The sequence below is a fragment of the Proteus sp. TSJ240517 genome (genome assembly GCF_047921575.1).
GTDB lineage: Bacteria > Pseudomonadota > Gammaproteobacteria > Enterobacterales > Enterobacteriaceae > Proteus.
Map to the genome: position 1 here is coordinate 56691 of NZ_JBLRMH010000004.1, position 26802 is coordinate 83492.

Genomic DNA, 26802 nt, shown 5'->3' on the forward strand with positions numbered 1-26802 from the left:
GATAACTCACAGAAAGTGAGATCACTGTTCTGATTTACAGCCTTGACTTTTGCAGATATTTGCCAAAATTATCCTATTTTGTCTAACTAATCGGCATAACCTGTGGATAAAACACCCTATGGTTATTTTTTGTGCGATTTAAGCAGGGGAGTATTTTAATTGTTTTATCCAATCGCTGAAATAGGCATTGAAATATGGCTATTAATTTGAATTATAAGTGATATTTTAAAATTTATATCAACAGCCTTTCTAACAATATAAAAACTATACCCTGATTATCTCACTCTTTTTCACATAGATATCCACAGAAAAAGTGAATAAATCCCCTAAGCATTTATGTGGGTGTTTATAACTTTCAAGGTTTCTGTGAATTAACGCAAATAATGGCTAATCCGTATGCTGAAAAGAGACGATAACCTATTTTAATCTTGGTGTATCGATATCAGGTGTAAACCACGCTGATTTAAAATCAAACCAGCCAAAAGTATTCATTTTGACACCTCGTATGGTTCTCTGCCCTTGTAGCTCTAATAAATGGTGAAATAGAGGGTAAAGCCAAATATCTTGTGTTAGCTGGTGACACCACTCTTCAAGTGGCAAAGATTTTTGATGCCATAATGTGAGCTCTTGTGAGAACGATGCTCCCAAACATTGGTGAAAGAGGGGTAATTCATAAAGTGCAGCAAAAATTGAGAACTCTAAAGGCTTATAAAAATTCACTGTCGCTAACCAAATATCACTATTAGCTTCACCGTAATACCATTGTTCATAATCAAGTACTTGAATGGTTAGTTCAATATCATACTGAGATAAAATACTTTCTATTAAGTCTGCAATAGTACTGTATTCATGATGCTCTTTATAAAGCGTGACAGTGAGTTTTGTTAATGAAGCTGGTTTAGGATGTTGGCGTATTAATTTACTGTGATGCCAATGAAGTAATAAGCCATAAGCGGGAGACCAATGACGTTGATAGAAAGGATCACAATGAGTGAGCATATTAACAGGGGTCAATACACTGCTTAACCATTCCCTTATTTCAGTCTGTTGGCACAGTTTTGAGCGACTATCATAGAGAAGAAAATAACACCCTTCCTCTTTACGACTTTCTAATGAATCTTTATTGGTATCATCGTCCGTTAAATGAATAGTTGAACAAACCATCTTGTTATTCAGTTCAGGAACGACCCAAATATCAATTTCATCTAATAATGCCCGCAAGCCAAAATAGCGATTAAAGGCCTTGATTTGCAGCTTATGTTTATCATTAGCGATAACTTGATAAGCGCCTGTGCCAATAGGGTGTTGTGCAAAAGAGGGAAGTGATGCCCATTCTTGCGGCAAAATAACAGCTTGTGGACTCCCTAATAACGTTGCAAATTGCTTATCAGCTTCGCTTAAGTAAATGTCGAGCACATAAGGTTGGGGCGAGGAAATTTGTTCTATATGGGCATAAAGAGGATTGCAGTGTTTCATTCTCATTAAAGAAGTGCTGATATCTTCAAGTGTAAGCTCTCGACCATGATGAAAATAGATAGAGGGACGTAAATAAAATCGCCAATGTTGCTCTGTGAGCATTTGCCAATGATGAGCTAATTCCGCTTCTACTTCCCCATTTTCCTCTTTTAGATGCACCAACGAATTGAATATTTGGCTCATTAAATGCAATTCAGAGCGCCTTAATGGTGTTCCTGGTAATAAATTTTTAAAGGGACGGTAGTAAATAATACGTAGTAATTGTTGACCGGGATGAAAGCTTTTTTCAATTTGTGAGAGCACCATTTGGCGTACAGAATCTTTATCACCCATTAGTGCTACAAGCTTTTCAATATCATTATCTTCTATTAGTCTTTCGGCGCGATTTTGTTGGATCTCAAGTGCATTAGAATGAAAAATAAGCGTGGATTTTTTACCTCGACCGACTTCTGCTTGCCAATTTATCCAACCTATTTCTTGCATTTTATTTAATAAAGAGCGGACATGACGACGTGTGCAATGCAGGGTTTGTGCTAATTCTTGTAACGTTGTTTCGGTTGCTTTTCCTTGGAAGGCTTGCCATAAGCGAATAAATTGTAACTCTAAGCGGGGTGAGGTCATAAAAGAGGAAATCCCTTGATAAAGTGATCAATTTTAATTTCCTTATATTAGACCGATAATGCCTGTGTTTAAAGTTAGCTCTCATGTTAGTTATCACAAATTACGAATACTGACAGACTCCCCCATTTGAGCATTCGGTGATTACCGGCCAGTGATACGGATCACTGGCTTTTTTATTTGAGCAAAAAAAAGCCGTAAATGAATTTACGGCAAGAATGACAAAGTAAACATCACAGAAAGTAGAAGAAGATGAAAAAATTACTGTAGTTAGCGCATAAAGGTGGGTTGTTTTGCCTCGTAAGCACTAATATCATCTTGGTGTTGCAGCGTTAATCCAATGCTGTCTAATCCTTCAATCATGCAGTGACGGCGAAATGAGTCGATTTCAAAAGAGAAATGTAATTCACCCGCTCTAACCTCTTGTGCCACTAAATCTACGGTAATTGGTGTACCAGCATGTTCTTTTACCCAATCAAATAATTGTGAGATTTCATCATCACTTAATTTGATGGGTAATAATTGATTGTTAAATGAATTTCCGTAAAAAATATCAGCAAAGCTGGGTGCGATAACGGCGTGAAAACCATAATCAGTTAATGCCCAAGGTGCGTGTTCACGAGATGATCCACAACCAAAGTTTTCTCGTGCTAATAAAATAGAAGCGCCTTGGTAAATTGGCTGATTTAAAATAAATGTAGGATCAGGCTGTGTGCCTTCGTCATCCAAAAAACGCCAATCATGAAACAGGTGTTTACCAAAACCAGTACGCGTCACTTTCTGCAAAAATTGCTTAGGAATAATGGCGTCGGTATCCACATTTGCTGCATCTAAAGGAACCGCAATACCCGTGTGTTGAGTAAATTTATTCATTGTGTTCTCCTTTAAGATGCCACTGCAAATGTACGAATATCTGCAAAATGACCATTAATAGCAGCAGCTGCCGCCATTGCAGGACTAACTAAGTGTGTTCGACCTCCACGACCTTGGCGGCCTTCAAAGTTACGGTTGCTGGTAGATGCACAGCGTTCGCCTGGATTTAATCGGTCGTTATTCATGGCCAAACACATTGAACAACCCGGTAAGCGCCATTCAAAACCTGCTTCAATAAAGATTTTATCTAAGCCTTCCGCTTCCGCTTGGGCTTTAACCGGCCCTGAACCCGGAACAACAATCGCTTGAACATGAGAGGCGACTTTATGACCTTTGGCTATTTCAGCGGCAGCACGTAAATCTTCAATACGAGAATTTGTACAAGAGCCAATAAAGACTTTGTCGATAGCGACATCTGTTAAGTTAACGCCTTCACTTAACCCCATATAAGCCAAGGCTTTTTCAGCAGAGGCACGTTCAACAGGATCGTTAAAACTGTTTAATAATGGAACAATTTGGTCAATCGCAATGACTTGGCCTGGGTTGGTTCCCCATGTGACTTGTGGTGCGATATCGGCAGCATTGATAGTCACTGTGGCATCAAAGATTGCATCATCATCAGATTTTAAGGTTCTCCAATAAGTGACGGCTTCATCCCATGACTGATCTTTAGGCGCAAATTGACGCCCTTTTAAGTAGTCAAAAGTGGTGTCATCAGGTGCGACTAAACCTGCTTTAGCTCCCATCTCAATTGCCATGTTACATAAGGTCATTCGACCTTCCATGCTTAAGGCTTCAATGGCTTCACCTGCAAATTCAACGATATAGCCTGTACCCCCCGCACTGCCTAATTTGCCGATAATGGCTAATACGATATCTTTTGCCGTGATCCCAATGGCTGTTTTACCCTGAACTTCGATTTTTAATGTTTTAGCACGAGACTGTTTTAAGGTCTGAGTTGCTAAAACATGTTCAACTTCTGAAGTACCAATCCCAAAAGCTAATGAACCAAAAGCGCCATGAGTTGCTGTATGTGAATCACCGCAAACAATAGTCATTCCCGGTAAGGTTATGCCTTGTTCTGGCCCCATTACGTGAACAATTCCTTGATAAGGATGATTTAAGTCATACAACGTGACACCAAATTCTTGGCAGTTTTTCATCAACTCTTGCATTTGAATTCTTGCCATATCACCACAAGCATTAATATCTTTAGTTTTTGTTGATACGTTGTGATCCATCGTTGCAAAGGTTTTATTCGGTTGACGAACAGGGCGACCTTTTGTCCTTAATCCATCAAAGGCTTGAGGCGATGTCACTTCATGCACTAAATGCCGGTCGATATACAGAATGGGTGTTTCATCACTCACTTCTCTGACAACATGTGCATCATAAATTTTTTGATATAATGTTTTACCCATGTTATGCCCCTTCACGAATATATTGAGCGATACGATCACCCATTTCGGCGGTTGTGATTGCGTTACCATCACCCGCTAAATCTGCGGTGCGATAGCCTTTTGCTAACACTTGTGTGATAGCATCTTCAATGGCTTGAGCTGCATTATCTTCATTAAAGCTATAACGTAATAACAGTGCGGCAGACAGAATTTGTGCAATAGGGTTAGCAATGTTTTTACCTGCTATATCAGGAGCTGAACCTCCAGCTGGTTCATATAAGCCAAAGCGTTCTTCGTTAACACTGGCAGATGGCAACATTCCCATAGAGCCAGTGATCATTGCGCATTCATCAGATAAAATATCGCCAAAAATATTGGAGCACAGCAACACATCAAACTGAGAAGGATCTTTAATTAACTGCATTGTTGCGTTATCGATATACATATGCTGAATTTCAACATCTGGGTATTCTTTTGCGATCCCTGTTACCACTTCACGCCATAAAATAGAGCTTTGTAATACGTTAGCTTTATCAATTGAGGTTACTTTATGACGGCGTTTACGTGCTGATTCAAACGCAAAGCGTGCAATACGTTCAATTTCATAACGATGATAAATTTCAGTATCAAAAGCACGCTCTTGTGCACCTTCACCTTCACGACCTTTAGGTTGACCGAAATAGATACCGCCTGTTAATTCACGTACACATAAAATATCAAAACCACGTTGTGCAATATCGGCTCGTAATGGGCAGTAGGCTTCTAAACCTTCATATAAGCGAGCAGGGCGTAAATTGCAGAACAATTTAAAATGCTTACGTAATGGTAATAAAGCACCACGTTCTGGCTGTTCATTTGCAGGTAAATGTTCCCATTTAGGACCACCGACTGAACCAAATAAAATCGCATCAGCTTGTTCACAACCTGCTAAAGTATCTGCGGGTAACGGAGTACCATGATTATCAATGGCAATGCCACCGATATCGTATTCTTTTGTTGTGATATTGAGTGAGAAGCGCTCACTAACTGCCTTCATCACTTTTTGTGCTTGAGCCATGACTTCAGGGCCAATACCATCTCCGGGTAATACTGCAATATGATAATTTTTTGACATAATTAAACCGCTTCTTGTGTTGTGTGTTGTTTGCGTTTTTCTATTTCGACTTGCTCTGAGCGCCAAATGCTATTAATAACGTGGATCATGGCATTTGCTGATGAACCTACGATGTCAGTTTCTAAACCCATTCCATGAAATTTACGTCCTTGATATTCAACGACGATATCAACTTGCCCTAAGGCGTCTCTGCCTTCACCTTTAGCTGTTAATTGGTAAGTGACTAATTTCAACGGATAACCTGTTGCGCGAGAGATGGCTTGATAAACCGCATCGACGGGACCATTACCCGTTGCTGCTTCAGTAATTTCTTTATCACCATGAGTAATGCTGACACTCGCGGTAGCAACGGTTGATGAACCCGATTGAGTATTAAAATAATTCATTACAAACTCATCAGGCTCTTGTTGCTGTTGTCCCATAAATGCTAAAGCTTCCAAATCGTAATCAAAGACTTGGCCTTTTTTATCAGCCAAACGTAAGAAGGCAGAATATAAAGTATCCAAGTTATAATCTGTTTCACGATAACCCATCTCTTCCATACGATGTTTAACTGCCGCACGACCTGAGCGAGAAGTTAAATTCAGTTGCACTTCTTTTAATCCGATAGATTCTGGAGTCATGATTTCGTAGGTTTCGCGGTTCTTCAAAACGCCATCTTGGTGAATACCCGATGAATGCGCGAATGCATTGGAGCCAACAACAGATTTATTAGCATGAATTGGCGTATTACATAATTGGCTGACTAATTGGCTGGTGCGATAAATTTCTTTGTGATTAATCCGTGTCTGAACATTCATCATTTGCTCACGGACTTTTATCGCCATAATGACTTCTTCTAATGCGCAGTTACCTGCACGTTCGCCTAAGCCATTAATTGTCCCTTCGACTTGTCTTGCACCCGCTTGTACTGCGGTAATTGAGTTAGCGACCGCCATGCCCAAATCGTCATGACAGTGAACAGAAATAATAGCTTTATCAATATTGGGAACACGCTCAAACAAGTTGGTGATAATGCCACCAAACTGATAAGGCGTTGTATAGCCTACGGTGTCTGGAATATTAATGGTGGTTGCACCAGCATTAATTGCGCTTTCAACAATTCGACATAAATTATCGATATGAGTACGTCCCGCATCTTCGCAAGAAAATTCCACATCATCGGTATAGCGACGAGCTCGTTTTATTGAGTTCACGCCCATTTCAATAATATCTTCGAATGATTTCTTCAATTTATGTTCAGCATGCAATGCCGAGGTTGCCAAGAACACGTGGATACGAAAAGCTTCTGCGACTTTTAAAGACTCTGCTGCAACATCAATATCGTTATCAACGCAGCGTGCTAATGCACAAATACGGCTATTTTTGATTTCGCGTGCAATGGTTTGTACGGATTCAAAATCACCGGGAGAAGAAACAGGAAAGCCCGCTTCAATGATATCCACACCTAAACGCTCTAAAGCGTAAGCAATTTGTAACTTCTCTTTTACGCTTAAGCTCGCCTGCAATGCTTGTTCACCATCTCTCAATGTGGTATCAAAAATAATCACGTCATGGCTCATAATCTATTCCTTTCTCTTTTTATTTGCTGTTTGCGCTCTCCCAGGTATAAAAAAACCCGCGACTAGCGCGGGTTTTCTCTCTAAGGGCAGGTGTGTTTCACTTTTTACCCATAAGCCGACCGCGCATAAAAGTTGCGAGTAGTAGTAGGCTTGATAGTAAAATTGCGTTTGACATGAAACATCCTTAGATAAGTTCTCAATAATCTGTATTTATTGATACCTAATACCAATAAAGATGTCAAGTGTTGGAATTTATTAATTCATTTGTCAGTGTTATTTATAAATTTTTCATAGTGATTCTGGCTAATATCTAAATTTTTACTAATGATTATAACTATCAAGCATTCATTGATTGGGTTAATGTTCCATACGTTGTTTGAAAAAGAGTGAAATGAAAAATTAAACAATTGTTTGCTTTTTTTTTAATCAGCCAGTGGGTAGGGGAAAAAGAGGGGGTTAGGGGAGGAATAATTGACAAATGTGAGCAACGTTTTGAATGTAAGAATAAAAATCATTGTATTATAAAAAATAATAGATATCGGATACCTATTTTAGGAATGAAAGTACATTATTTTATTATGATTTTTATCATACTTTGTTTTATTATTTGCAAGGCAGAAGGTAAAACAGGTTGTAATATATATTGATATAATCATTTTCTATACATGTAATTTTAATGTCAAAATTAATTTCTTATATGAAATATGTTTTTTTATTGATATGAAAATTATGTGTTTAGTTATATGCATGGATGATGAATAATAAATTTTAATAAATAGTTTAAGTAATAGTTAAAGCTTATTTATTATTAATAATATATTAGTTAATAATGTTTATTTGACTATTATGATAACATAGTGGAGTAAGAAATGACGGATTACACATCAGCAACAGTTACCAGCAGAGAATCAGCAGATATGCATTTACGTAATGTTGATCTTAATTTATTAACGGTATTTGATGCTGTTATGCAAATGCAAAATGTTACCCGTGCTGCGCAAGTACTGGGCATGTCACAACCCGCAGTGAGTAATGCTGTATCTCGCCTTAAAGTTATGTTTAATGACGAATTATTTGTTCGCTATGGACGCGGTATTCAACCTACATTAAGAGCTAAACAACTTTTTGGCCCAGTAAGACAAGCCTTACAATTGGTTCATAACGAGCTTCCTGGAGCAGGATTTGAACCAGAACAAAGTGAGCGTATATTTAATTTATCTATTTGTAGTCCTCTAGATATAAAACTAGCACCCAAAATAGTTGAACAAATTAAAAATGAAACACCTAATATTAACGTTAATATTAAGTCTTATTTAAATAGCAATATAGAACACCAATTAAAATATCAAGAAGTTGAGTTCTTTATTAGCTATAAGGAATTTGAAAAGACTGAATTTCATTCACAACCACTATTTAATGACGAAGTTGTTTTAGTCGTTTCTAATAAACATCCTCGTATTAAAGAGAGTGTGACCCAAGAGATGTTATTAAATGAGCAACATTCCATTGTTTCTTTAGATGATATTGGTTCATTTAGTGCGCCTTATTATAAAGATACTCATTTGGAAGATTTAATCACTTATCAAGGAACCGATTTAAATAGTGTATTAAATATTGTATCTAGAACTTATTTGGTCGCTATTGCACCAAGATGGTTAGTTGAAAGTTATTCTGAGCAATTAGATATTAAAGCTGTGTCGTTACCTTGGGAAAAAACAGAGCGTCCATGTTACTTGATTTGGCATGAGTCAACAGCGCGTGATAAAGGCCACTTATGGATGAAAAATTTATTAAGTGAAGTTTGTCAAAAATAGAGTGTTTTTGCTCATAATTAGTTTTTTTTACTAATTATGCAGAAATAGTGGCAGATAACGTTAGCTATTCGGCTAATGACCAAAATGGCGTTTATGCAGTTAGGTAAACTAAATTGGATTGCTGTCACTATTTTTGCCCTTTCTTTGTAATAATGACTCTTATTTGTATTATACTGTGCTAAACCTATTTTTTTTCACTAATATTCTCCTCTCTATATTGTCATTGATTAAGTTATAACAATTACCTATTGTTATTTATCAGCTTTTCTTTTCGGCTTTCCATAAAAAATAAGATCATCATATTTAGTTTTCTCACGATGATGAGATAGCCTTTTTTGACAAAACTTTTCATAACTCACAATTTTACAAATTTATGTAAAATTGAATTCCTTTATTTTGGTGGATCACTTAGACTTTTATTCGAGTCAGCGAACATGTGTAAGCTGAAATTGTAAGGGAGACATTTTATCCATTTCGGTTTCATAACACGGTCGCTTTTCCATAAATAGCAGGAAAATTATGATAAATAATAATAATCTTCATGATTATCATATAATTAGAAGATTGCAGATGCAATTTTTGCACAGCGGGAATAAAATTGCTTATCGTCAGTGGGATGCTAAGCGCAATATCGAAATGTCTTGGGAGTTGGTTGAAAAGAAAACACGCGCGCTCTCAAATGCATTGTTAGAAATGGGTGTGGATATTCAAGAAAATATTGGGATCTTTTCTCAAAATACCATTGATTGGTCTTTAGCTGATATTGCTTCTTTGCAGCTACGCGCAGTAACTGTTCCTCTTTATGCAACAAGTAGTGTTGAACAAGCCGCTTACATTTTAAATGATGCGAATATTCGTATTCTTTTTGTTGGCGACCAAAAGCAATACGATATTGTTTCTGAATTATTAGCGTTATGTCCTCAGCTTGAACATATTATTGTGTTTAACTCTGATGTTGTGTTAAACGAAAATATACCTTCATGCTATCTGGAAAATTTAATTAACCAGTCAACATTTCAGCATGATGACGTGTTAAAACAGCGTATTAATGAATGCAATTTAGATGATCTGTTTACTCTGATTTATACATCAGGAACCACAGGTGAACCTAAAGGCGTTATGCTTGACTATACAAGTCTAGCATCACAACTTTATCTACATGATGAGCGTCTCTCATTATCTGATAAAGATGTTTCTCTCTGTTTCTTACCTCTTTCTCACGTTTTTGAACGCGCGTGGAGCTTCTATGTGATGCATACAGGTGCGGTTAACGTGTATTTGACTGACACTCATGCTGTCAGAGAGGCAATGAGTGCGGTTAAACCTACCGTGATGTGCGCCGTTCCTCGCTTTTATGAGAAAGTGTATAGCGCTATTCAAGATAAAGTGTCTCAAGCTTCAGTGTTTCGTCAATTTATCTTTAAATGGGCGATAAAGCAGGGTGAAAAACAGCGTGAAGCACAACTAAATCAACGTCAACAGGGCTTTATTTCCCGCTTATGTTATCGTTTTGCAGATAAAAAAGTGTTAAGTCCAGTGCGTCAAATTTTAGGTGGGCGAGTTCGCTTTTTACCTGCGGCAGGAGCGCGTTTAGATGATGCTGTGATCCGCTTCTTCTTGGCTACTGGTATCAATATTAAATATGGCTATGGTATGACAGAAACCTGCGCCACAGTTTCATGCTGGGAAGAGAACAAATATAAATTAGGTTCTATTGGCACCCCATTGCCGAGCGTCGAAGTGCGTATTGGCGCAGAAAACGAAATCCAAGTACGTGGCAGCATTGTCATGAAAGGGTATTTCAATAAGCCTGAAGATACGGCGGATGCCTTTACAGAAGATGGATGGTTACGTACCGGAGATGCTGGTGCACTTGATAGTGATGGCATGTTATTTATCACTGAACGTTTAAAAGATTTAATGAAAACGTCAAATGGTAAATACATTGCACCACAAATGATCGAAGGAACATTAGGGCAAGACCGCTTTATTGAGCATATTGCGGTGATCGCAGATACACGCAAATTTGTTTCTGCACTTATCGTACCTTGCTTTGATGCATTAGAAGAACACGCGCGTGCATTAAATCTAAAATATCAAGATCGTATGGAATTATTACGCCATACTAAAATTAAAGAGCTATTTGATGAACGTTTACGTGAAATGCAAAAAAACTTTGCAAGTTTTCATCAAGTTAAGCGCTTTACTCTTCTTGCTGAAGGCTTTTCTATGGAATCGGGTGAATTAACACCAACATTGAAACTTCGCCGTAAAATTATTTTTGAACGCTATCGAAATGAAATCGAATTAATGTATCAAGATTAATTTTAATTGATGAAAAAGCACCTAAATGGTGCTTTTTTCTTTTGAAATTACTTATTGATAGATAATAATGATTGAAATAATTGATAAAAGACATAAACGGAAACGTTGACGCATACGGTTTTATCAGTAAATTGTGTTAAAATGCAAACTCAGATCAGCATGATGACTGAAATTCATAGCAATATGTAATAAATAACACATTTAATAATTAAAAGAGGCTAATGTGAAACTGGATGAAATCGCCCGCTTGGCTGGTGTTTCACGAACAACAGCAAGTTATGTCATTAATGGTAAAGCGAAACAGTACCGTGTAAGTGACAAGACTGTTGAAAAAGTGATGGCGGTGGTCAGAGAGCATAATTACCACCCGAACGCTGTTGCCGCGGGATTACGTGCTGGTCGTACGCGTTCTATTGGTTTGGTTATTCCTGATTTGGAAAATACCAGTTATACCAGGATTGCAAATTACCTTGAACGACAAGCGCGTCAACGCGGTTATCAATTACTGATTGCCTGTTCAGAAGACCAGCCAGACAACGAAATTCGTTGTGTTGAGCACTTACTGCAACGTCAAGTTGATGCCATTATTGTTTCAACAGCATTGCCACCAGAGCATCCTTTCTATCAGCGTTGGGCAAATCGCTCATTACCGATTATTGCGTTAGACCGAGCATTAGAAAGTGAGCATTTTATCAGTGTTGTTGGCGATGACTTAGAAGATGCCAAAATGCTGGCAACAGAATTAAAAGCATTCCCTTCGCAATCTGTACTCTATTTAGGCGCACTTCCTGAACTCTCTGTGAGTTTTTTACGTGAACAAGGTTTCCGTAATGTATGGAAAGATGATCCTAGAGAAGTCACCTACCTATATGCAAATAGCTATGAACGAGAAGCTGCTGCGGCTGCTTTTTCTGAATGGTTAAATAACAATCCAATGCCTGATGCGTTATTCACTACCTCTTTCGCTTTATTACAAGGGGTTATGGATGTGACATTACAACGTAGTGGTCGTTTACCAACACAATTGGTTATTGCGACTTTTGGTGATCATGAGTTATTGGATTTCCTTGAATGTCCTGTTTTATCTGTCGCTCAACGACATCGTGATATTGCAGAACGTGTGTTAGAACTTGTTCTTGCGAGTCTTGAAGAAGAACAAAAACCGCAAGCAGGAATTACACGTATTCGTCGTGATTTATGTCGTCGAGGCAGTTTGGGGCGTGCGCGTTAATTGATGTCGCTCTGTTGGTAATTATCTGCATTTATACTCATCCCTGTTTTATTAAATTAAAACGGGGATGTTTTATTTGATTTAAGAATGTCGAATTGCTTAGAGAATATTAAATTTGAGATTAATCTTAAGCGTTTTTTTACTATTTCTCGCATTTTGCTAAATTAGTAGATTGAATTTTGACATATCCATAAGTGATATTGCTTAAATTTAATGAGTAATTAATTTTATTTTGGGAAACTTAAGAAAAAAAGAAATAACTATCTTCATGATATTGAATTATTTTTTTTCGTCTTGCTGTTTTTGTTTATATAAAAGCAACCTCAAATTATTATGTTGGCTAAAGGTAAATGAACTGCAATAAATTAGTTTTTTATAATAAAAATCATGATTTACTTATTATGATTTCTTTATCTGGTTTTCTTCCTTGTAATCGCTATAAATAATTACTTTTCGTGATTAAAAATAGAATTTGAAAAATAACCTCTATTAATCATAGTGTTAATATTTCTTTTTTTCTTTTTGTCGATAATTTAAACATTCCAGAGTATCTACCAAATTACTGTAAATATAAATAAAGCTTCCTATATCTGGCTTGACAACGTTTTCATACCATCCGTAAACTCTATTTGTGGGGATTTGTGGGATAATGTGGTGTAAATTACAAAGCTGGGGGTAATGAGGATGTTTCGTGGAGCAACACTCGTTAATCTTGACAGCAAAGGGCGAATAACAGTTCCTTCCCGTTATCGAACAACGCTGAGTGAGATTTCTGAAGGTCAAATGGTTTGTACCATTGATCTCAATCAGCCATGTTTATTGCTTTATACCCTTCCAGAATGGGAAAAGATTGAGTTAAAATTAGCGGCTTTGTCCTCCATGAATCCTGCGGAACGTCGAGTTCAACGTTTGTTATTAGGTCACGCCAGCGAATGCCAAATGGATAGCGCAGGACGTCTTTTGTTAGCTAGCACGCTAAGACAGCATGCGGGGCTAACAAAAGAGGTCATGTTAGTCGGTCAATTCAATAAATTTGAATTGTGGGATGAACAGGTCTGGTACAAACAGATCGAAAAAGACATTGTAGCCGAGCAAACCTCACAGGAACCGTTATCGACACGACTATTGGATTTATCACTTTAAATAATGACAACGAATAATTTTAGTCATACCAGTGTATTACTGGATGAAGCAGTGAATGGCCTGAATATTAAACCTTCAGGTATCTATATCGACGGAACATTTGGTCGCGGAGGGCACTCTCGTCTAATTTTATCGCAATTGGGCGAACAAGGTCGCTTGATTGCGATAGACAGAGATCCACAAGCGATTGCTGTTGCTAATGAAATTGATGATGCTCGTTTTTCTATTGTTCATGGGCCGTTTTCAAATATTGAGCAGTATGTCACTGAGTTAGGTTTAGCAGGGAAAATTGATGGTGTATTACTGGATTTAGGTGTTTCTTCACCTCAACTTGATGATCCAGAACGTGGTTTTTCTTTTATGCGTGATGGACCTCTTGATATGCGTATGGACCCAACATCAGGGCAATCAGCCGCACAATGGCTGATGACAGCAGCAGAAGAAGACATCACATGGGTATTGAAAACCTTTGGTGAAGAACGATTTGCTAAGCGTATTGCTCGCGCCATTGTTGCACGTAACAAAACAGAAGAGCCTTTGACTCGAACCAAACAATTGGCTGATTTAATTAGCGACGCAAGCCCAGTAAAAGAACGACATAAACACCCAGCAACACGTAGCTTTCAGGCAATTCGTATCTATATCAACAGCGAATTAGATGAAATTGAAAAAGCATTAAAAGGTGCTGTTTCTGTTTTAGCACCAGAAGGACGTTTGTCGGTCATTAGTTTCCATTCATTAGAAGACCGATTGGTGAAGCGTTTTATTCGAGATGAAAGTAAAGGGCCAGTTGTCCCTGCGGGTATTCCTCTCACAGAAGCGCAGATAAAAGAGTTAGGAAGTGCTCGCTTATCGAGTATTCACAAGATGAAACCGACAGGCGTAGAAGTTGAAGAAAATCCACGGGCACGAAGCTCTGTATTGCGTGTAGCACAACGTATTGAGGAATAAATGTCTACTGAACGACACTCACTACCGAGAGTTATAGGGCAGGATTTACTGCGTCATGGCAAATTACCTGTATGTTTACTGATTGCTGTGATTATTTCTGCGGTGTATGTCGTGACGACCGCACATAAGACACGTTTATTAACAGCCGAGAAAGAGCGTTTAGTGCTGGAGAAAAACGTATTGGAGATCGAATGGCGCAATCTCATTCTTGAAGAAAACGCACTGGCTGACCATAGCCGAGTAGAGCGTTTTTCAAGTGATAGTTTGGGAATGATCCATGTTGACCCAACAAAAGAGAACATCGTGGTTACTAAATAATTAAGGCAAGTATGAAATTTTCACGTTCGGCAAAAGCGAAAGCAAAAACAAAGTCAAATGCCAAACTACGCAAGCCTGAAGAAAAAACAGGATTTGTGAGTTGGCGTTTTGCGTTGCTTTGCGGTGGTATTGGTATCGCTTTAGCCGCGCTATTAATCCGTGTTGCCTATTTACAGATTATTAACCCCGATCCCCTTATTCGTGAAGGGGATATGCGTTCTCTACGTGTACAAAAAGTACCGACAGCAAGAGGCATGATCAGTGATAGAATGGGGAGGCCTCTTGCCGTTAGCGTGCCTGTTTTTGCCATTTGGGCAGATCCTAAAGTTGTATTAGATGCTAATCCCGATATGACAGATTCTCGTTGGTTAGCACTTGCTGATGCACTGAAAATGCCAGTGAATCACATCGAGCAAAAAATTGTCGCAACGCCTTCCGCTCGTTTTATCTACTTGGCTCGCCAAGTGAACCCTGAAATTAGTGATTATATTAGTAAACTAAAAATCACTGGGATTAATATGCGCCAAGAATCAAAACGCTATTATCCATCAGGCGAAGTAACTGCTCACATCATCGGTGTAACAAATATTGATGGTGATGGTATTGAAGGTGTTGAAAAAAGCTTTAACCAGTGGCTGACAGGTGCTCCTGGTGAGCGTGTTGTTCGTAAAGATGGTTTTAACCGTGTTATCGAGAATATCGCTCAAACAGACAGCCAAGCTGCTCATAACCTGATGTTAAGTATCGATGAACGTCTGCAATCTGTGGTTTATCGCGAATTAACCAATGCGGTTATTAAGAATAAAGCAGAGTCGGGAACCGCTGTTTTAGTTGATGTAAATACCGGTGAAGTGCTGGCGATGGCTAACAGCCCATCGTACAACCCAAATAATTTAACGGGAACGCCTAAAGATGCGATGCGTAATCGTGCTATCACCGATATTTTTGAACCAGGTTCTACCGTAAAACCGATGGTTGTGATGAGTGCGCTCCACAATCATATTATTAAAGAAAATAGTGTTATTAATACCGTTCCTTATCGTATTAGCGGGCATCAGATAAAAGATGTGGCGTTATATCATGAGCTTTCGATAACAGGAATATTACAGAAATCGAGTAACGTTGGTGTTTCAAGACTGGCGTTAGCGATGCCTGCATCTGAACTTGTGGATGTTTATTCACGATTTGGATTCGGGAAGCCAACTAACTTGGGGCTAGTTGGCGAAAGTAGTGGCATATTTCCAATAAAAAAACAACGGTGGTCCGATCTTGAAAGGGCCACCTTCTCTTTCGGATATGGGCTAATGGTAACGCCGTTACAGTTAGCGCGTGTCTACGCAACGATTGGTAGTTTTGGTATTTACCGTCCTCTTTCTATTACAAAAGTTGACCCTCCAGTACCGGGAACTCGCGTATTCCCCGAGCCTGTGATGAGAACCGTCGTTCATATGATGGAAAGCGTTGCATTGCCCGGTGGCGGCGGTGTGAGTGCTGCAATTAAAGGTTATCGTGTTGCGATTAAAACAGGGACAGCGAAGAAAGTAGGGCCAGACGGAAAATATATCAATCAATATATCTCTTATGCGGCGGGTGTTGCTCCAGCAAGTCGCCCTCGTTTTGCATTGGTTGTCGTAATCAATGAACCCAAAGCAGGGAAGTACTATGGTGGGGCAGTTTCTGCACCGGTGTTTGGCGCGATCATGGGCGCGGTTTTACGCACAATGAACGTAGAACCTGACGCATTGACGCCAGACGATAAAAATGAATTTGTAATTAAAAAAGAAGAGGATACAAGTGGCCGATCCTAACTTAAGTGACCTATTAGGGGCACTCGGGATACAAGCACCGTCATTGATGCTCAAAGACATGACACTCGATAGCCGAAAAGCGGCGAGCGGTGATCTTTTTATCGCCATCAAAGGTCATGAAACTGATGGTAGACGCTATATTCCTCAAGCAATTGCTCAAGGTGTTTCGGCGGTATTAGCGGAAGCACAAGATGTTGCAACGCATGGTGAAATCCGTGAAAGTCACGGTATTCCAGTTATTTACATTGATAATCTTAATGCAGAATTATCAAAGTTAGCGGGACATTTTTATCATCAACCTGCGGAAAAACTGAAACTGATTGGTGTTACTGGGACTAATGGAAAAACGACAACAACACAATTGTTAGCACAGTGGGCACAAGGTTTAGGTGAAACAAGTGCTGTGATGGGAACAGTAGGTAACGGACTTTTAGGTCATGTTGTTCCTGCGATGAACACCACAGGATCTGCGGTTGATATTCAATTAGAGTTACAGCAATTATTAAATCAAGGCGCGACATTGACCGCTATGGAAGTTTCTTCTCATGGTTTAGTTCAAGGTCGTGTGAGTGCATTGCCTTTTGTGGCGAGTGTATTTACGAATTTAAGTCGTGATCATCTTGATTACCATGGTGATATGGCTAACTACGAAGAAGCAAAATGGTTACTGTTTTCCACTCATTGCAGTGGTGAAAAAATCATCAATGCGGATGATGCCGTTGGTCAAAAATGGTTATCTCGTTTACCTGACGCTGTTGCCGTGACAATGGAAAATAAATTGCCACAGAATTGGCAAGGCCGTTTTGTTAAAACAACCCAGATTAATTATCATGATGCGGGTGCAACCATTCACTTTAGTTCTAGCTGGGGTGATGGTGAAATTGAAAGCCCATTAATGGGGGCATTTAATGTTAGTAATCTTTTATGCGCTTTAGCGACATTATTAGCACTTGAATATCCATTAGATGCGGTTATTAAAGCGTCATCTTCACTCACACCTGTTTGTGGCCGCATGGAAGTATTTAGTGCGGATAATCGCCCTACGGTTATTGTCGATTATGCTCATACTCCAGATGCTTTAGAGAAAGCACTTCAAGCTGCTCGTTTACACTGCACAGGTAAACTATGGTGTGTATTTGGTTGTGGCGGAGATAGAGACAAAGGTAAGCGCCCACTAATGGGAGCAGTCGCAGAAGAGCTGGCTGATAAAGTTGTTATCACCGATGACAATCCTCGTAGTGAAGAGCCTCAAGCAATTATCCAAGATATTCTTTCGGGTTTAATGGATCCTGGTCGTGCGATTGCTATTGAAGGTCGGGCTGAAGCGGTTACTAACGTGATTATGCAAGCAGATACCAATGATATGATTTTAGTCGCAGGTAAAGGGCATGAGGATTATCAGTTGGTTGGCTCGCGTCGTCTCGATTATTCAGACAGATTAACCGTTGCTCGGTTATTGGGGGTGATAGCGTGATCCCTCTGTCTTTAGGAAATATTGCACAAATTAGCAAAGGCACATTGAGCCATCTCGCTCAAAGCCAAGCGGATCAACTTATCATCAAATCGATTTCAACAGATAGTCGTAAAATTGATGAAGATTGCCTGTTTATTGCATTAGCGGGTGAGCGTTTTGATGCTCATGATTTTATTGCTGATGTAAAAGAAAAGGGCGCCGTTGCGGTTTTAGTTAATCGTGAGATTGATGTTGATTGTCCGCAAATCATTGTGAAAGATACCCATCTAGCAATGGGCGAAATTGCAGCACATATTCGTTCGCTAAGCCACGCCAAGATTGTTGCGTTGACAGGCTCTTCTGGAAAAACCTCCGTTAAAGAGATGACCGCTTCTATTTTGCGTCACTGTGGCGAAACCTTATATACCCATGGCAATTTAAATAACGATATTGGTGTACCTTTAACGCTTTTTCGTTTAACGCCAGAACACCGTTTTGCGGTTATCGAATTAGGTGCAAACCATATCGGTGAAATCGCTTATACCGTAAATATGGTAAAACCAGATAGTGCATTGGTAAATAATCTCTTTTCTGCACATATTGAAGGTTTCGGTTCACTGGAAGGGATTGCTCAGGCAAAAGGTGAAATCTTTACCCACTTAAAAGAGCAAGGTACAGCCATTATTAATCTGGATAGTAATGACTTACCTCTGTGGAAACACCATTTGAATGCGCGCCAAACGCAATGGTCATTCTCTTTATCAGCACAAGGTAAAGCCGATTTTTATCCATCAGATATCACGGTTAAGCAATTCATCACAAACTTCACCTTACACACACCAGAAGGTTGTGTAGAAGTCACTCTTCCATTACCGGGTCGTCATAACATTGCGAATGCTTTAGCGGCAAGTGCGCTTGCGCTATCTGCTGGGGCGACGCTTGAAGATATTCGCCTTGGTTTATCGACATTAAAAGCCGTACCAGGAAGATTGTACCCTGTTGAATTAACAGCAGGAAAAATGGTGTTAGATGATACTTACAATGCTAACGATGGTTCGATGATCGCAGGCTTACAGGTTTTGTCTCAATTACCGGGATATAAGATTTTTGTCGCAGGTGATATGGCTGAATTAGGTAAAGATTCAGAAAAATGTCACCGTGATGTGGGGCGTTTTGCACACGATGTAGGTATTGATAGCGTATTTACCGTAGGACATCACAGCCATTTTATTAGTGATGAAAATCAAGGTGGTCAGCATTTTGCATTTAAAGCCGACTTACTTGCTCAATTAATTCCATTATTACAGCAGCATGATGTTGTTTCAGTTTTAGTAAAAGGTTCACGAAGCTCCGCGATGGAAGATATCGTGAACGCATTAAAGGAGTGCTTTGAATGTTAGTTTGGCTAGCCGAATATTTGGTTAAATACCATACATTTTTTAATGTGTTTTCTTATCTGACATTCAGGGCGATTGTTGGCTTATTGACGGCATTAATTATTGCGTTGTGGATGGGGCCTCATCTGATTGCATGGTTACAAAAAATGCAAATCGGGCAAGTGGTTCGTAGCGAAGGGCCTGAGTCTCACTTTAGCAAGCACGGTACGCCAACAATGGGCGGGATTATGATCCTGTTCTCTATCTCCATCTCCACACTACTATGGGCAAGATTAGATAACCCCTATGTTTGGTGTGTATTACTGGTTTTAATTGGTTACGGCGTGATTGGTTTTGTTGATGATTATCGCAAAGTAGTTCGTAAAGACACAAAAGGCTTAATTGCTCGCTGGAAATATTTCTGGCAGTCCGTACTCGCACTTGTTGTGGCATTTAGTATGTACGCAATTGGTAAAGATACGCCAGCAACACAGCTAGTCGTTCCATTCTTTAAAGATGTTATGCCTCAATTAGGTATGCTCTACATTTTATTGGCTTACTTTGTGATTGTGGGTACCAGTAACGCTGTGAACTTGACAGATGGTTTAGATGGTTTAGCTATTATGCCAACAGTATTTGTTGCTGCGGGCTTTGCATTAGTTGCATGGGCAACAGGTAACGTTAATTTCGCCAGTTATTTGAAAATTCCTTACTTAATGCATGCGGGCGAATTGGTGATTGTCTGTACCGCGATAGTTGGCGCTGGTTTAGGTTTTCTTTGGTTTAACACTTACCCAGCACAGGTCTTTATGGGCGATGTTGGTTCACTTGCATTAGGTGGCGCATTAGGGACTATCGCAGTGTTATTACGCCAAGAGTTCTTATTAGTGATTATGGGGGGTGTGTTTGTTGTTGAAACACTCTCCGTTATTTTACAAGTCGGTTCATTTAAGTTGCGTGGTCAACGTATTTTCCGTATGGCTCCAATTCATCACCATTATGAATTAAAAGGCTGGCCTGAACCTCGTGTTATTGTCCGTTTCTGGATCATCTCACTGATGTTAGTGCTTATTGGTCTGGCGACATTAAAGGTGCGTTAAGATGGCAAATTATCAGGGAAAAAAAGTGGTTGTTGTTGGGCTTGGGATAACAGGCCTTTCTTGCGTTGACTTTTTTATCCGCCAAGGTGTTACACCTAAGGTTATTGATACACGCCAAAAACCAGGAGGCTTAGATAAGCTTCCTGTTGACGTTGAATATCATACAGGTAGTTTTCATCAAGCATGGCTTAACGATGCTGATTTAATTATCTCAAGTCCGGGTATTGCACTTTCGACACCGGAGCTTGTTGAAGCCGCAAATCATGGTGTTGAAATTGTTGGTGATATTGAACTGTTTTGCCGTGAAGCCAAAGCGCCTATTGTAGCGATTACGGGCTCTAACGGTAAAAGTACCGTGACAACGCTTGTGGGTGAAATGGCAAGCGCGGATGGTATTCGTGTTGGAGTCGGTGGCAATATTGGTGTTCCAGCTCTGACCTTATTAACCGAGCCTTATGATTTATATGTATTAGAGCTATCGAGTTTTCAACTAGAAACGACTTATAGCTTACAAGCCGCTGCTGCAACGGTATTAAATATTAGCGAAGATCATATGAATCGCTATCCGTTAGGATTAGAACAATATCGTGAAGCAAAACTGCGTATTTACGATAATGCTAAAACCTGTGTTTATAACGAAGATGATGCATTAACGCTACCTTTAGCGGGTAAAGATAATCGTTGTGTTAGTTTTGGTGTTGGACAAGGTGATTATCAGCTTGATAACACAAATCGCATTTTAAAAGTGAAAGGTGAAAAAGTCCTTTCAACGGCTGAAATGTACCTTTCAGGACAGCATAACTATACCAATGCATTAGCCGCATTAGCTCTTGCTGATGCTGTGGGTATTTCTCGTAAAGCTGCAACCGAGGTACTGAAAACGTATCACGGTCTTGCTCACCGTTTTCAATTAGTTTATTCACATCAAAATGTACGTTGGATAAATGACTCGAAAGCCACCAATGTGGGAAGCACTGAAGCGGCATTACGAGGACTTGAAGTTGAGGGCACACTACATCTTTTATTAGGTGGTGATGGGAAATCTGCTGACTTCACTTCTTTATTGCCTTATATCAGTGGAGACAATATTCGTCTGTACTGTTTTGGACAAGATGGACACGCATTGGCAAATCTACGACCAGATGTCTCTTTATTAACAGTGACAATGGAAGAAGCCATGCGGGCTTTAGCTCCTTCTGTAAAATCAGGGGATATGGTGTTGCTCTCTCCTGCATGTGCAAGCTTAGATCAGTTTAAATGTTTTGAGCAGCGTGGTGATGAATTTGCACGTTTAGCAAGGGAGCTTGGCTGATGAGCGTATTCGCAATGCGAAGATTAAAACAGTGGCTAGTGGGCAGTTATCAAACTGAGAATACGGCATTTGTACCGTATGATCGCACTTTGCTCTGGTTTACTTTCGGATTAGCGGTTGTCGGCTTTGTTATGGTGACATCAGCTTCAATGCCTGTTGGTCAACGTCTTGCAGAAGATCCTTTCTTATTTGCTAAACGTGATGGCATCTATATTGTTGTCGCATTTTGTATTGCGTTAGTCACCATGCGCATTCCAATGGCAATTTGGCAACGTTATAGCAGCTTAATGCTGTTTGGTTCGATATTACTTTTATTAGTGGTATTGGGGGTAGGGAGTTCCGTTAATGGTGCTTCACGCTGGATTGCGGTGGGACCATTAAATTTCCAGCCTGCTGAATTATCAAAACTTGCGCTGTTTTGTTATTTATCGAGCTATTTAGTCCGAAAAGTTGAAGAAGTCAGAAATAACTTTTGGGGTTTCTGTAAGCCGATGGGCGTGATGTTAGTACTGGCCGTTTTATTGTTATTACAACCAGACTTAGGAACCGTTGTGGTTTTATTCGTAACAACATTAGCGCTGTTATTTTTAGCGGGTGCTAAAATTTGGCAGTTCTTAGCCATTATCGGTTCAGGAATTGCCGCTGTTGTTATGTTGATTATTGTTGAACCTTACCGTGTTCGACGTATCACTTCTTTCTTAGAACCTTGGGAAGATCCATTTGGAAGCGGTTATCAGCTTACACAATCTCTAATGGCATTTGGTCGTGGTGATTTGCTTGGACAAGGTTTAGGAAACTCAGTACAAAAACTAGAATATTTGCCAGAGGCACATACCGACTTTATTTTCTCCATTTTGGCTGAAGAACTTGGTTATATCGGTGTGGTTTTGGTGCTTTTAATGGTATTCTTCATCGCTTTTCGCGCGATGCAAATTGGACGACGTGCGCTGATCCTCGATCAACGTTTTTCAGGCTTTTTAGCTTGTTCTATCGGGATCTGGTTTACATTCCAATCATTGGTGAATGTAGGCGCAGCAGCAGGCATGTTGCCGACAAAGGGATTAACCCTTCCTCTTATTAGTTACGGTGGTTCGAGTTTGATTATTATGTCAACGGCTATCGTGATGTTATTACGAATTGATTATGAAACACGTCTAGCACAAGCTCAGGCGTTTGTAAGGAGCCCGAAATGAGCGAGCGTAGACGCCGTTTAATGGTTATGGCTGGTGGCACTGGGGGACATGTATTCCCAGGTCTGGCTGTTGCTCATTATCTACAATCTCAAGGTTGGGAAATCCGATGGTTAGGAACGGCAGATAGAATGGAAGCCGATTTAGTTCCTAAGCACGGTATCGAAATTGAATTTATTCGTATCTCAGGTTTACGTGGAAAAGGTATTAAAGCATTAATCGCAGCACCTATTCGTATTATTAAAGCGATTTTTCAAGCTCGTGCCATTATGAAGCGCTATCAGCCAGATGCTGTACTTGGTATGGGTGGTTACGTTTCAGGTCCTGGTGGTGTTGCCGCTTGGATGTGCGGGATACCCGTTATTTTGCATGAGCAAAATGGTATCGCTGGATTAACCAATCGCTGGTTATCGAAAATTGCGAAACGTGTATTACAGGCTTTTCCGGGGGCATTTCCTAAAGCACCGGTTGTTGGAAATCCTGTTCGTGAAGATGTATTGGCACTTGAAGCGCCTTCTGTACGATTAAAAGAGAGAACAGGACCTATTCGTGTACTGATCATTGGTGGTAGCCAAGGTGCTAGAATTTTAAATCACACCTTACCCGTAGTTGCAGGTTTACTAGGTGAACATGTTACAATCTGGCATCAAGCAGGAAAAGGTGGCGAAAGTGATACAAAAACACGCTATCAGAACGAATTAGCAAAAAATTCAGTTAAATCTGAATATAAAGTTACTGAATTTATTGATGATATAGCGCAAGCTTACCAATGGGCTGATGTTGTTGTGTGTCGTTCTGGTGCATTAACGGTCAGCGAAATTGCCGCAGCGGGATTACCCGCTATTTTTGTTCCTTTCCAGCACAAAGATAGACAGCAATATTGGAATGCACTGCCGTTAGAAAAAGCGGGTGCAGCGCGTATTATTGAGCAAAACGATTTAACTCCAGAAGTCATTGCACAAACCCTGAAAAATTGGGATAGAGAAACCTTGTTAGCAATGGCAGAGAAAGCAAAAAGTGTTGCGATTACGGATGCCACAGAGCGCGTAGCGAATGTGATAATCGAAGTGGTAAAAAAATAAACGTAACTTGTAACCATTAACGTAGAGTGAAGAAGTAAATAGTGAATACACAACAACTGGCAAAATTAAGATCATTTGTGCCTGAAATGAGAAAAGTTAGGCATATTCACTTTATTGGCATCGGTGGTGCTGGTATGGGGGGGATTGCCGAAGTGTTGGCTAACGAAGGTTATGAAATCAGCGGTTCTGATTTAGCACCAAACGTAGTCACACAACAGCTCGTTGCCTTAGGCGCGACAGTCTATTTTAATCATCGCCCTGAAAATATTCGTGGCGCAAGTGTTGTTGTGGTTTCGACAGCAATCAGTGCTGAAAATCCTGAGATTATTGCAGCAAGAGAAGCGCGTATCCCTGTTATTCGTCGTGCTGAAATGCTGGCCGAATTGATGCGTTATCGTCATGGTGTTGCGATTGCCGGAACACATGGCAAAACGACAACAACAGCGATGATTTCAAATATTTATGCGCAAGCGGGTTTAGATCCTACTTTTGTTAATGGTGGGCTTGTTAAATCGGCTGGCACTCATGCTCGCTTAGGTTGCAGTCGTTATTTAATTGCTGAAGCTGATGAAAGTGATGCATCGTTTTTACATTTACAACCCATGGTTGCTGTCGTTACGAATATCGAAGCAGACCATATGGACACATATCACGGTAATTTTGACAATCTAAAAGAGACGTTTATTACCTTTTTGCACAATTTACCATTCTATGGTCGTGCAGTGATGTGTCTGGATGACGATGTCATTCGCTCTATTATTCCTAAAGTGGGTCGTTATATTACGACTTATGGCTTTAGTGAAGATGCTGACGTTCGTATTACACATTATGAACAAAAAGGTGCTCAGGGCTTTTTCACTATTTCTCGTGAAGGTATGCCAGATTTACAAGTTGTATTAAATGCACCTGGTCGCCATAACGCACTGAATGCGACAGCTGCGGTTGCTGTCGCCACAGAAGAAGGCATTGCTGACGAACATATTTTAGCCGCATTACTTAACTTCCAAGGTACTGGACGTCGTTTTGATTTCTTAGGTAACTACGGTCTTGAGCATGTTAATGGTCAAGAAGGTGAAGTGATGCTAGTGGATGATTATGGTCATCATCCAACAGAAGTTGATGCAACGATTAAAGCGGCGAGAGCGGGATGGCCAGATAAACGCCTAGTGATGATTTTCCAACCTCATCGCTATACACGTACTCGCGATTTATATGAAGACTTTGCCACTGTTCTCAATCAGGTTGATATTTTATTATTAACAGATGTTTATTCTGCTGGGGAAGCGCCTATTGCAGGTGCCGATAGTCGCTCACTTTGTCGAACAATTCGCCAACGTGGGAAGCTAGATCCTATCTGGGTTTCTGATGTGACTAATATTTCATCAATATTGGCAGGTGTATTAACAGATAATGATCTTGTTTTAGTTCAAGGTGCTGGAAATATTGGTAAAATAGCGCGTCGCTTAGCAGATACGAAATTACAACCATCTTTCAGCGAGGATTAAGACGGATGTTTGAGCAAGTGAACATCATTTATGGTGAAATGGTCAATAAAGTAACTGTAATGATGGGGTGTTATGAGGAAAATAACACTGTATTAGCGAAAAAAATGATCGAGAATTCGCTTGCTCAAATCTGTGTTGAGAAAAAATTTCAGTTAAAAAGTAAGAAAAACGCAGAAAAATTCGCAATTTCTTCTTTTAAAGTAAATAATTCTCAACAGATTGAACAATTTAGTGATTTAATTATCAAACCTAAAAGTGTTCATAAAGTATATATATGTAGGAAAAGTATTAATCGCTGGAATATCGGACAAAAGAATGGGCGATTCTCTTGTTTAAACGTTGCTCAGGAGTTAGTGGGTTAATATGTCACAAGCAGCGCTAAATATAAAAGAACACAAAGAGAAGCAACATTCTGACAGACCGAGTAATGGTACTTATTTATCAGGATTAATCTTTTTCTTATGTGTGATTGCCACCATCATTTGGGGTGGAATACAAGTGGTTAACTGGATGAAAGACGCAAATCGTCTGCCAATCTCAAAACTTGTATTAACGGGTGAGCGACATTACACAACGAATGATGATGTACGTCAGGCCATTTTGTCTTTAGGACAGCCGGGTACATTTATGACACAGGATGTGAATATTATTCAGCAACAAATTGAACGTATGCCATGGATTAGGCAAGTCACTGTTCGTAAACAGTGGCCTGATGAACTTAAAATCCATCTGGTAGAGTATGTTCCCTTTACCCGTTGGAATGACACTTACTTTCTTGATAAAGAAGGACGCGTTTTCAGTCTGCCAACGCAGTTGGAAACCAAAGGAAGTTATCCTTTGTTATATGGTCCTCAAGGAAGCGAAAAAATGGTGTTGTCAGGTTATGTGGCAATGAGAGATCAGCTTCTTGCAAGTAACCTGAATTTAAAAGCAGCGTCAATGTCTGCCCGTCAAGGATGGCAATTAGTTTTAGACAATGATGTCCGATTGGAGTTAGGTCGTAAGGATAACGAAAAACGGATCGCTCGCTTTATTGAGTTGTATCCGATACTGCAACAACAAACAGATAAACGAGTTGATTACGTGGATCTGCGTTATGACAGTGGTGGTGCAGTCGGATGGGCTCCTTTATTACTTGATAATGAATAAAC

General features: G+C 39.7%; 21 protein-coding genes. 16 read left to right on the forward strand and 5 right to left on the reverse strand.

Features of this window, described 5'->3' with window-relative positions; all coding sequences use genetic code 11:
* Window positions 1–417: 417 nt before the first annotated feature.
* The 5 genes from sgrR to leuA all read right to left on the reverse strand — a co-directional run bounded on the left by sgrR (window position 418) and on the right by leuA (window position 7043).
* Window positions 418–2097 carry an HTH-type transcriptional regulator SgrR gene (gene sgrR, locus ACNARN_RS08245; protein WP_349442961.1) on the reverse strand — a complete coding sequence of 560 codons (1680 nt, stop codon included), beginning with the start codon at window positions 2095–2097 and terminating at the stop codon, window positions 418–420.
* Between the two features lie 267 nt (window positions 2098–2364).
* Complete coding sequence (gene leuD / locus ACNARN_RS08250) at window positions 2365–2967, reverse strand: 3-isopropylmalate dehydratase small subunit (RefSeq protein ID WP_198620835.1); 603 nt, start codon at window positions 2965–2967, stop codon at window positions 2365–2367.
* 11 nt (window positions 2968–2978) lie between these two features.
* On the reverse strand, window positions 2979–4388 hold the full coding sequence (gene leuC, locus ACNARN_RS08255; RefSeq protein WP_416304334.1) for a 3-isopropylmalate dehydratase large subunit: 1410 nt from the start codon (window positions 4386–4388) through the stop codon (window positions 2979–2981).
* A 1-nt stretch (window position 4389) separates the two neighbouring features.
* A complete protein-coding gene (gene leuB, locus ACNARN_RS08260) occupies window positions 4390–5481 on the reverse strand; it encodes a 3-isopropylmalate dehydrogenase (protein ID WP_109371164.1) in 1092 nt (363 codons plus the stop codon).
* A 2-nt stretch (window positions 5482–5483) separates the two neighbouring features.
* Window positions 5484–7043 (reverse strand): 2-isopropylmalate synthase, encoded by a 1560-nt coding sequence (gene leuA / locus ACNARN_RS08265; protein WP_109371162.1) that lies wholly within the window; start codon window positions 7041–7043, stop codon window positions 5484–5486.
* 869 nt (window positions 7044–7912) lie between these two features.
* Here leuA and leuO point away from each other — a divergent pair.
* From leuO to ftsQ, 16 genes are all read left to right on the forward strand, one after another.
* Window positions 7913–8857, forward strand: a complete 945-nt coding sequence (gene leuO, locus ACNARN_RS08270) for a transcriptional regulator LeuO (protein ID WP_109371160.1) — start codon at window positions 7913–7915, stop codon at window positions 8855–8857.
* Window positions 8858–9376: 519 nt separating this feature from the next.
* Window positions 9377–11182 (forward strand): AMP-dependent synthetase/ligase, encoded by a 1806-nt coding sequence (locus ACNARN_RS08275; protein WP_416304335.1) that lies wholly within the window; start codon window positions 9377–9379, stop codon window positions 11180–11182.
* A 223-nt stretch (window positions 11183–11405) separates the two neighbouring features.
* Window positions 11406–12413, forward strand: a complete 1008-nt coding sequence (gene cra / locus ACNARN_RS08280; RefSeq protein WP_075670767.1) for a catabolite repressor/activator — start codon at window positions 11406–11408, stop codon at window positions 12411–12413.
* Between the two features lie 684 nt (window positions 12414–13097).
* Window positions 13098–13556: a division/cell wall cluster transcriptional repressor MraZ gene (gene mraZ / locus ACNARN_RS08285; RefSeq protein ID WP_075670769.1), complete on the forward strand. Its 459-nt coding sequence runs from the start codon at window positions 13098–13100 to the stop codon at window positions 13554–13556.
* Window positions 13557–13559: 3 nt separating this feature from the next.
* Window positions 13560–14507, forward strand: a complete 948-nt coding sequence (gene rsmH, locus ACNARN_RS08290) for a 16S rRNA (cytosine(1402)-N(4))-methyltransferase RsmH (protein WP_196533377.1) — start codon at window positions 13560–13562, stop codon at window positions 14505–14507.
* Complete coding sequence (gene ftsL / locus ACNARN_RS08295; RefSeq protein ID WP_109371152.1) at window positions 14508–14825, forward strand: cell division protein FtsL; 318 nt, start codon at window positions 14508–14510, stop codon at window positions 14823–14825.
* 11 nt (window positions 14826–14836) lie between these two features.
* On the forward strand, window positions 14837–16633 hold the full coding sequence (gene ftsI / locus ACNARN_RS08300; protein ID WP_109371150.1) for a peptidoglycan glycosyltransferase FtsI: 1797 nt from the start codon (window positions 14837–14839) through the stop codon (window positions 16631–16633).
* The gene (gene murE / locus ACNARN_RS08305; RefSeq protein WP_196533378.1) at window positions 16620–18107 is read left to right on the forward strand and encodes a UDP-N-acetylmuramoyl-L-alanyl-D-glutamate--2,6-diaminopimelate ligase; all 1488 of its coding nucleotides are present in this window, start codon (window positions 16620–16622) and stop codon (window positions 18105–18107) included. The genes ftsI and murE overlap by 14 nt, the downstream gene beginning before the upstream one ends.
* Window positions 18104–19486, forward strand: coding sequence for a UDP-N-acetylmuramoyl-tripeptide--D-alanyl-D-alanine ligase (murF, locus tag ACNARN_RS08310; protein WP_198630356.1), 1383 nt, complete (start codon window positions 18104–18106; stop codon window positions 19484–19486). The genes murE and murF overlap by 4 nt, the downstream gene beginning before the upstream one ends.
* Window positions 19480–20562: a phospho-N-acetylmuramoyl-pentapeptide-transferase gene (gene mraY, locus ACNARN_RS08315; protein ID WP_416304336.1), complete on the forward strand. Its 1083-nt coding sequence runs from the start codon at window positions 19480–19482 to the stop codon at window positions 20560–20562. The genes murF and mraY overlap by 7 nt, the downstream gene beginning before the upstream one ends.
* 1 nt (window position 20563) lies before the next feature.
* Window positions 20564–21874, forward strand: coding sequence for a UDP-N-acetylmuramoyl-L-alanine--D-glutamate ligase (gene murD / locus ACNARN_RS08320; protein WP_198620830.1), 1311 nt, complete (start codon window positions 20564–20566; stop codon window positions 21872–21874).
* Window positions 21874–23067 carry a cell division protein FtsW gene (gene ftsW, locus ACNARN_RS08325; protein ID WP_196533381.1) on the forward strand — a complete coding sequence of 398 codons (1194 nt, stop codon included), beginning with the start codon at window positions 21874–21876 and terminating at the stop codon, window positions 23065–23067. Before murD ends, ftsW begins: the two co-directional genes overlap by 1 nt.
* Window positions 23064–24146, forward strand: a complete 1083-nt coding sequence (gene murG, locus ACNARN_RS08330) for an undecaprenyldiphospho-muramoylpentapeptide beta-N-acetylglucosaminyltransferase (protein WP_198620828.1) — start codon at window positions 23064–23066, stop codon at window positions 24144–24146. Before ftsW ends, murG begins: the two co-directional genes overlap by 4 nt.
* Window positions 24147–24187: 41 nt before the next feature.
* Entirely contained in the window at window positions 24188–25651 is a 1464-nt protein-coding gene (gene murC, locus ACNARN_RS08335) for a UDP-N-acetylmuramate--L-alanine ligase (protein WP_160230585.1), read from the forward strand.
* A 5-nt stretch (window positions 25652–25656) separates the two neighbouring features.
* Window positions 25657–26013 carry a hypothetical protein gene (locus tag ACNARN_RS08340; RefSeq protein WP_416304337.1) on the forward strand — a complete coding sequence of 119 codons (357 nt, stop codon included), beginning with the start codon at window positions 25657–25659 and terminating at the stop codon, window positions 26011–26013.
* A gap of 1 nt (window position 26014) precedes the next feature.
* A complete protein-coding gene (gene ftsQ, locus ACNARN_RS08345; RefSeq protein ID WP_198620826.1) occupies window positions 26015–26800 on the forward strand; it encodes a cell division protein FtsQ in 786 nt (261 codons plus the stop codon).
* The last annotated feature ends 2 nt before the right edge of the window (window positions 26801–26802 follow it).

Bases quoted from the DNA above. Each gene is read 5' to 3' on its own strand.
- sgrR (WP_349442961.1), bottom strand. From the start codon at position 2,097: ATGACCTCACCCCGCTTAGAGTTACAATTTATTCGCTTATGGCAAGCC.
- leuD (WP_198620835.1), bottom strand. From the start codon at position 2,967: ATGAATAAATTTACTCAACACACGGGTATTGCGGTTCCTTTAGATGCA.
- leuC (WP_416304334.1), bottom strand. From the start codon at position 4,388: ATGGGTAAAACATTATATCAAAAAATTTATGATGCACATGTTGTCAGA.
- leuB (WP_109371164.1), bottom strand. From the start codon at position 5,481: ATGTCAAAAAATTATCATATTGCAGTATTACCCGGAGATGGTATTGGC.
- leuA (WP_109371162.1), bottom strand. From the start codon at position 7,043: ATGAGCCATGACGTGATTATTTTTGATACCACATTGAGAGATGGTGAA.
- leuO (WP_109371160.1), top strand. From the start codon at position 7,913: ATGACGGATTACACATCAGCAACAGTTACCAGCAGAGAATCAGCAGAT.
- ACNARN_RS08275 (WP_416304335.1), top strand. From the start codon at position 9,377: ATGATAAATAATAATAATCTTCATGATTATCATATAATTAGAAGATTG.
- mraZ (WP_075670769.1), top strand. From the start codon at position 13,098: ATGTTTCGTGGAGCAACACTCGTTAATCTTGACAGCAAAGGGCGAATA.
- rsmH (WP_196533377.1), top strand. From the start codon at position 13,560: ATGACAACGAATAATTTTAGTCATACCAGTGTATTACTGGATGAAGCA.
- ftsL (WP_109371152.1), top strand. From the start codon at position 14,508: ATGTCTACTGAACGACACTCACTACCGAGAGTTATAGGGCAGGATTTA.
- ftsI (WP_109371150.1), top strand. From the start codon at position 14,837: ATGAAATTTTCACGTTCGGCAAAAGCGAAAGCAAAAACAAAGTCAAAT.
- mraY (WP_416304336.1), top strand. From the start codon at position 19,480: ATGTTAGTTTGGCTAGCCGAATATTTGGTTAAATACCATACATTTTTT.
- murD (WP_198620830.1), top strand. From the start codon at position 20,564: ATGGCAAATTATCAGGGAAAAAAAGTGGTTGTTGTTGGGCTTGGGATA.
- ftsW (WP_196533381.1), top strand. From the start codon at position 21,874: ATGAGCGTATTCGCAATGCGAAGATTAAAACAGTGGCTAGTGGGCAGT.
- murG (WP_198620828.1), top strand. From the start codon at position 23,064: ATGAGCGAGCGTAGACGCCGTTTAATGGTTATGGCTGGTGGCACTGGG.
- ACNARN_RS08340 (WP_416304337.1), top strand. From the start codon at position 25,657: ATGTTTGAGCAAGTGAACATCATTTATGGTGAAATGGTCAATAAAGTA.
- ftsQ (WP_198620826.1), top strand. From the start codon at position 26,015: ATGTCACAAGCAGCGCTAAATATAAAAGAACACAAAGAGAAGCAACAT.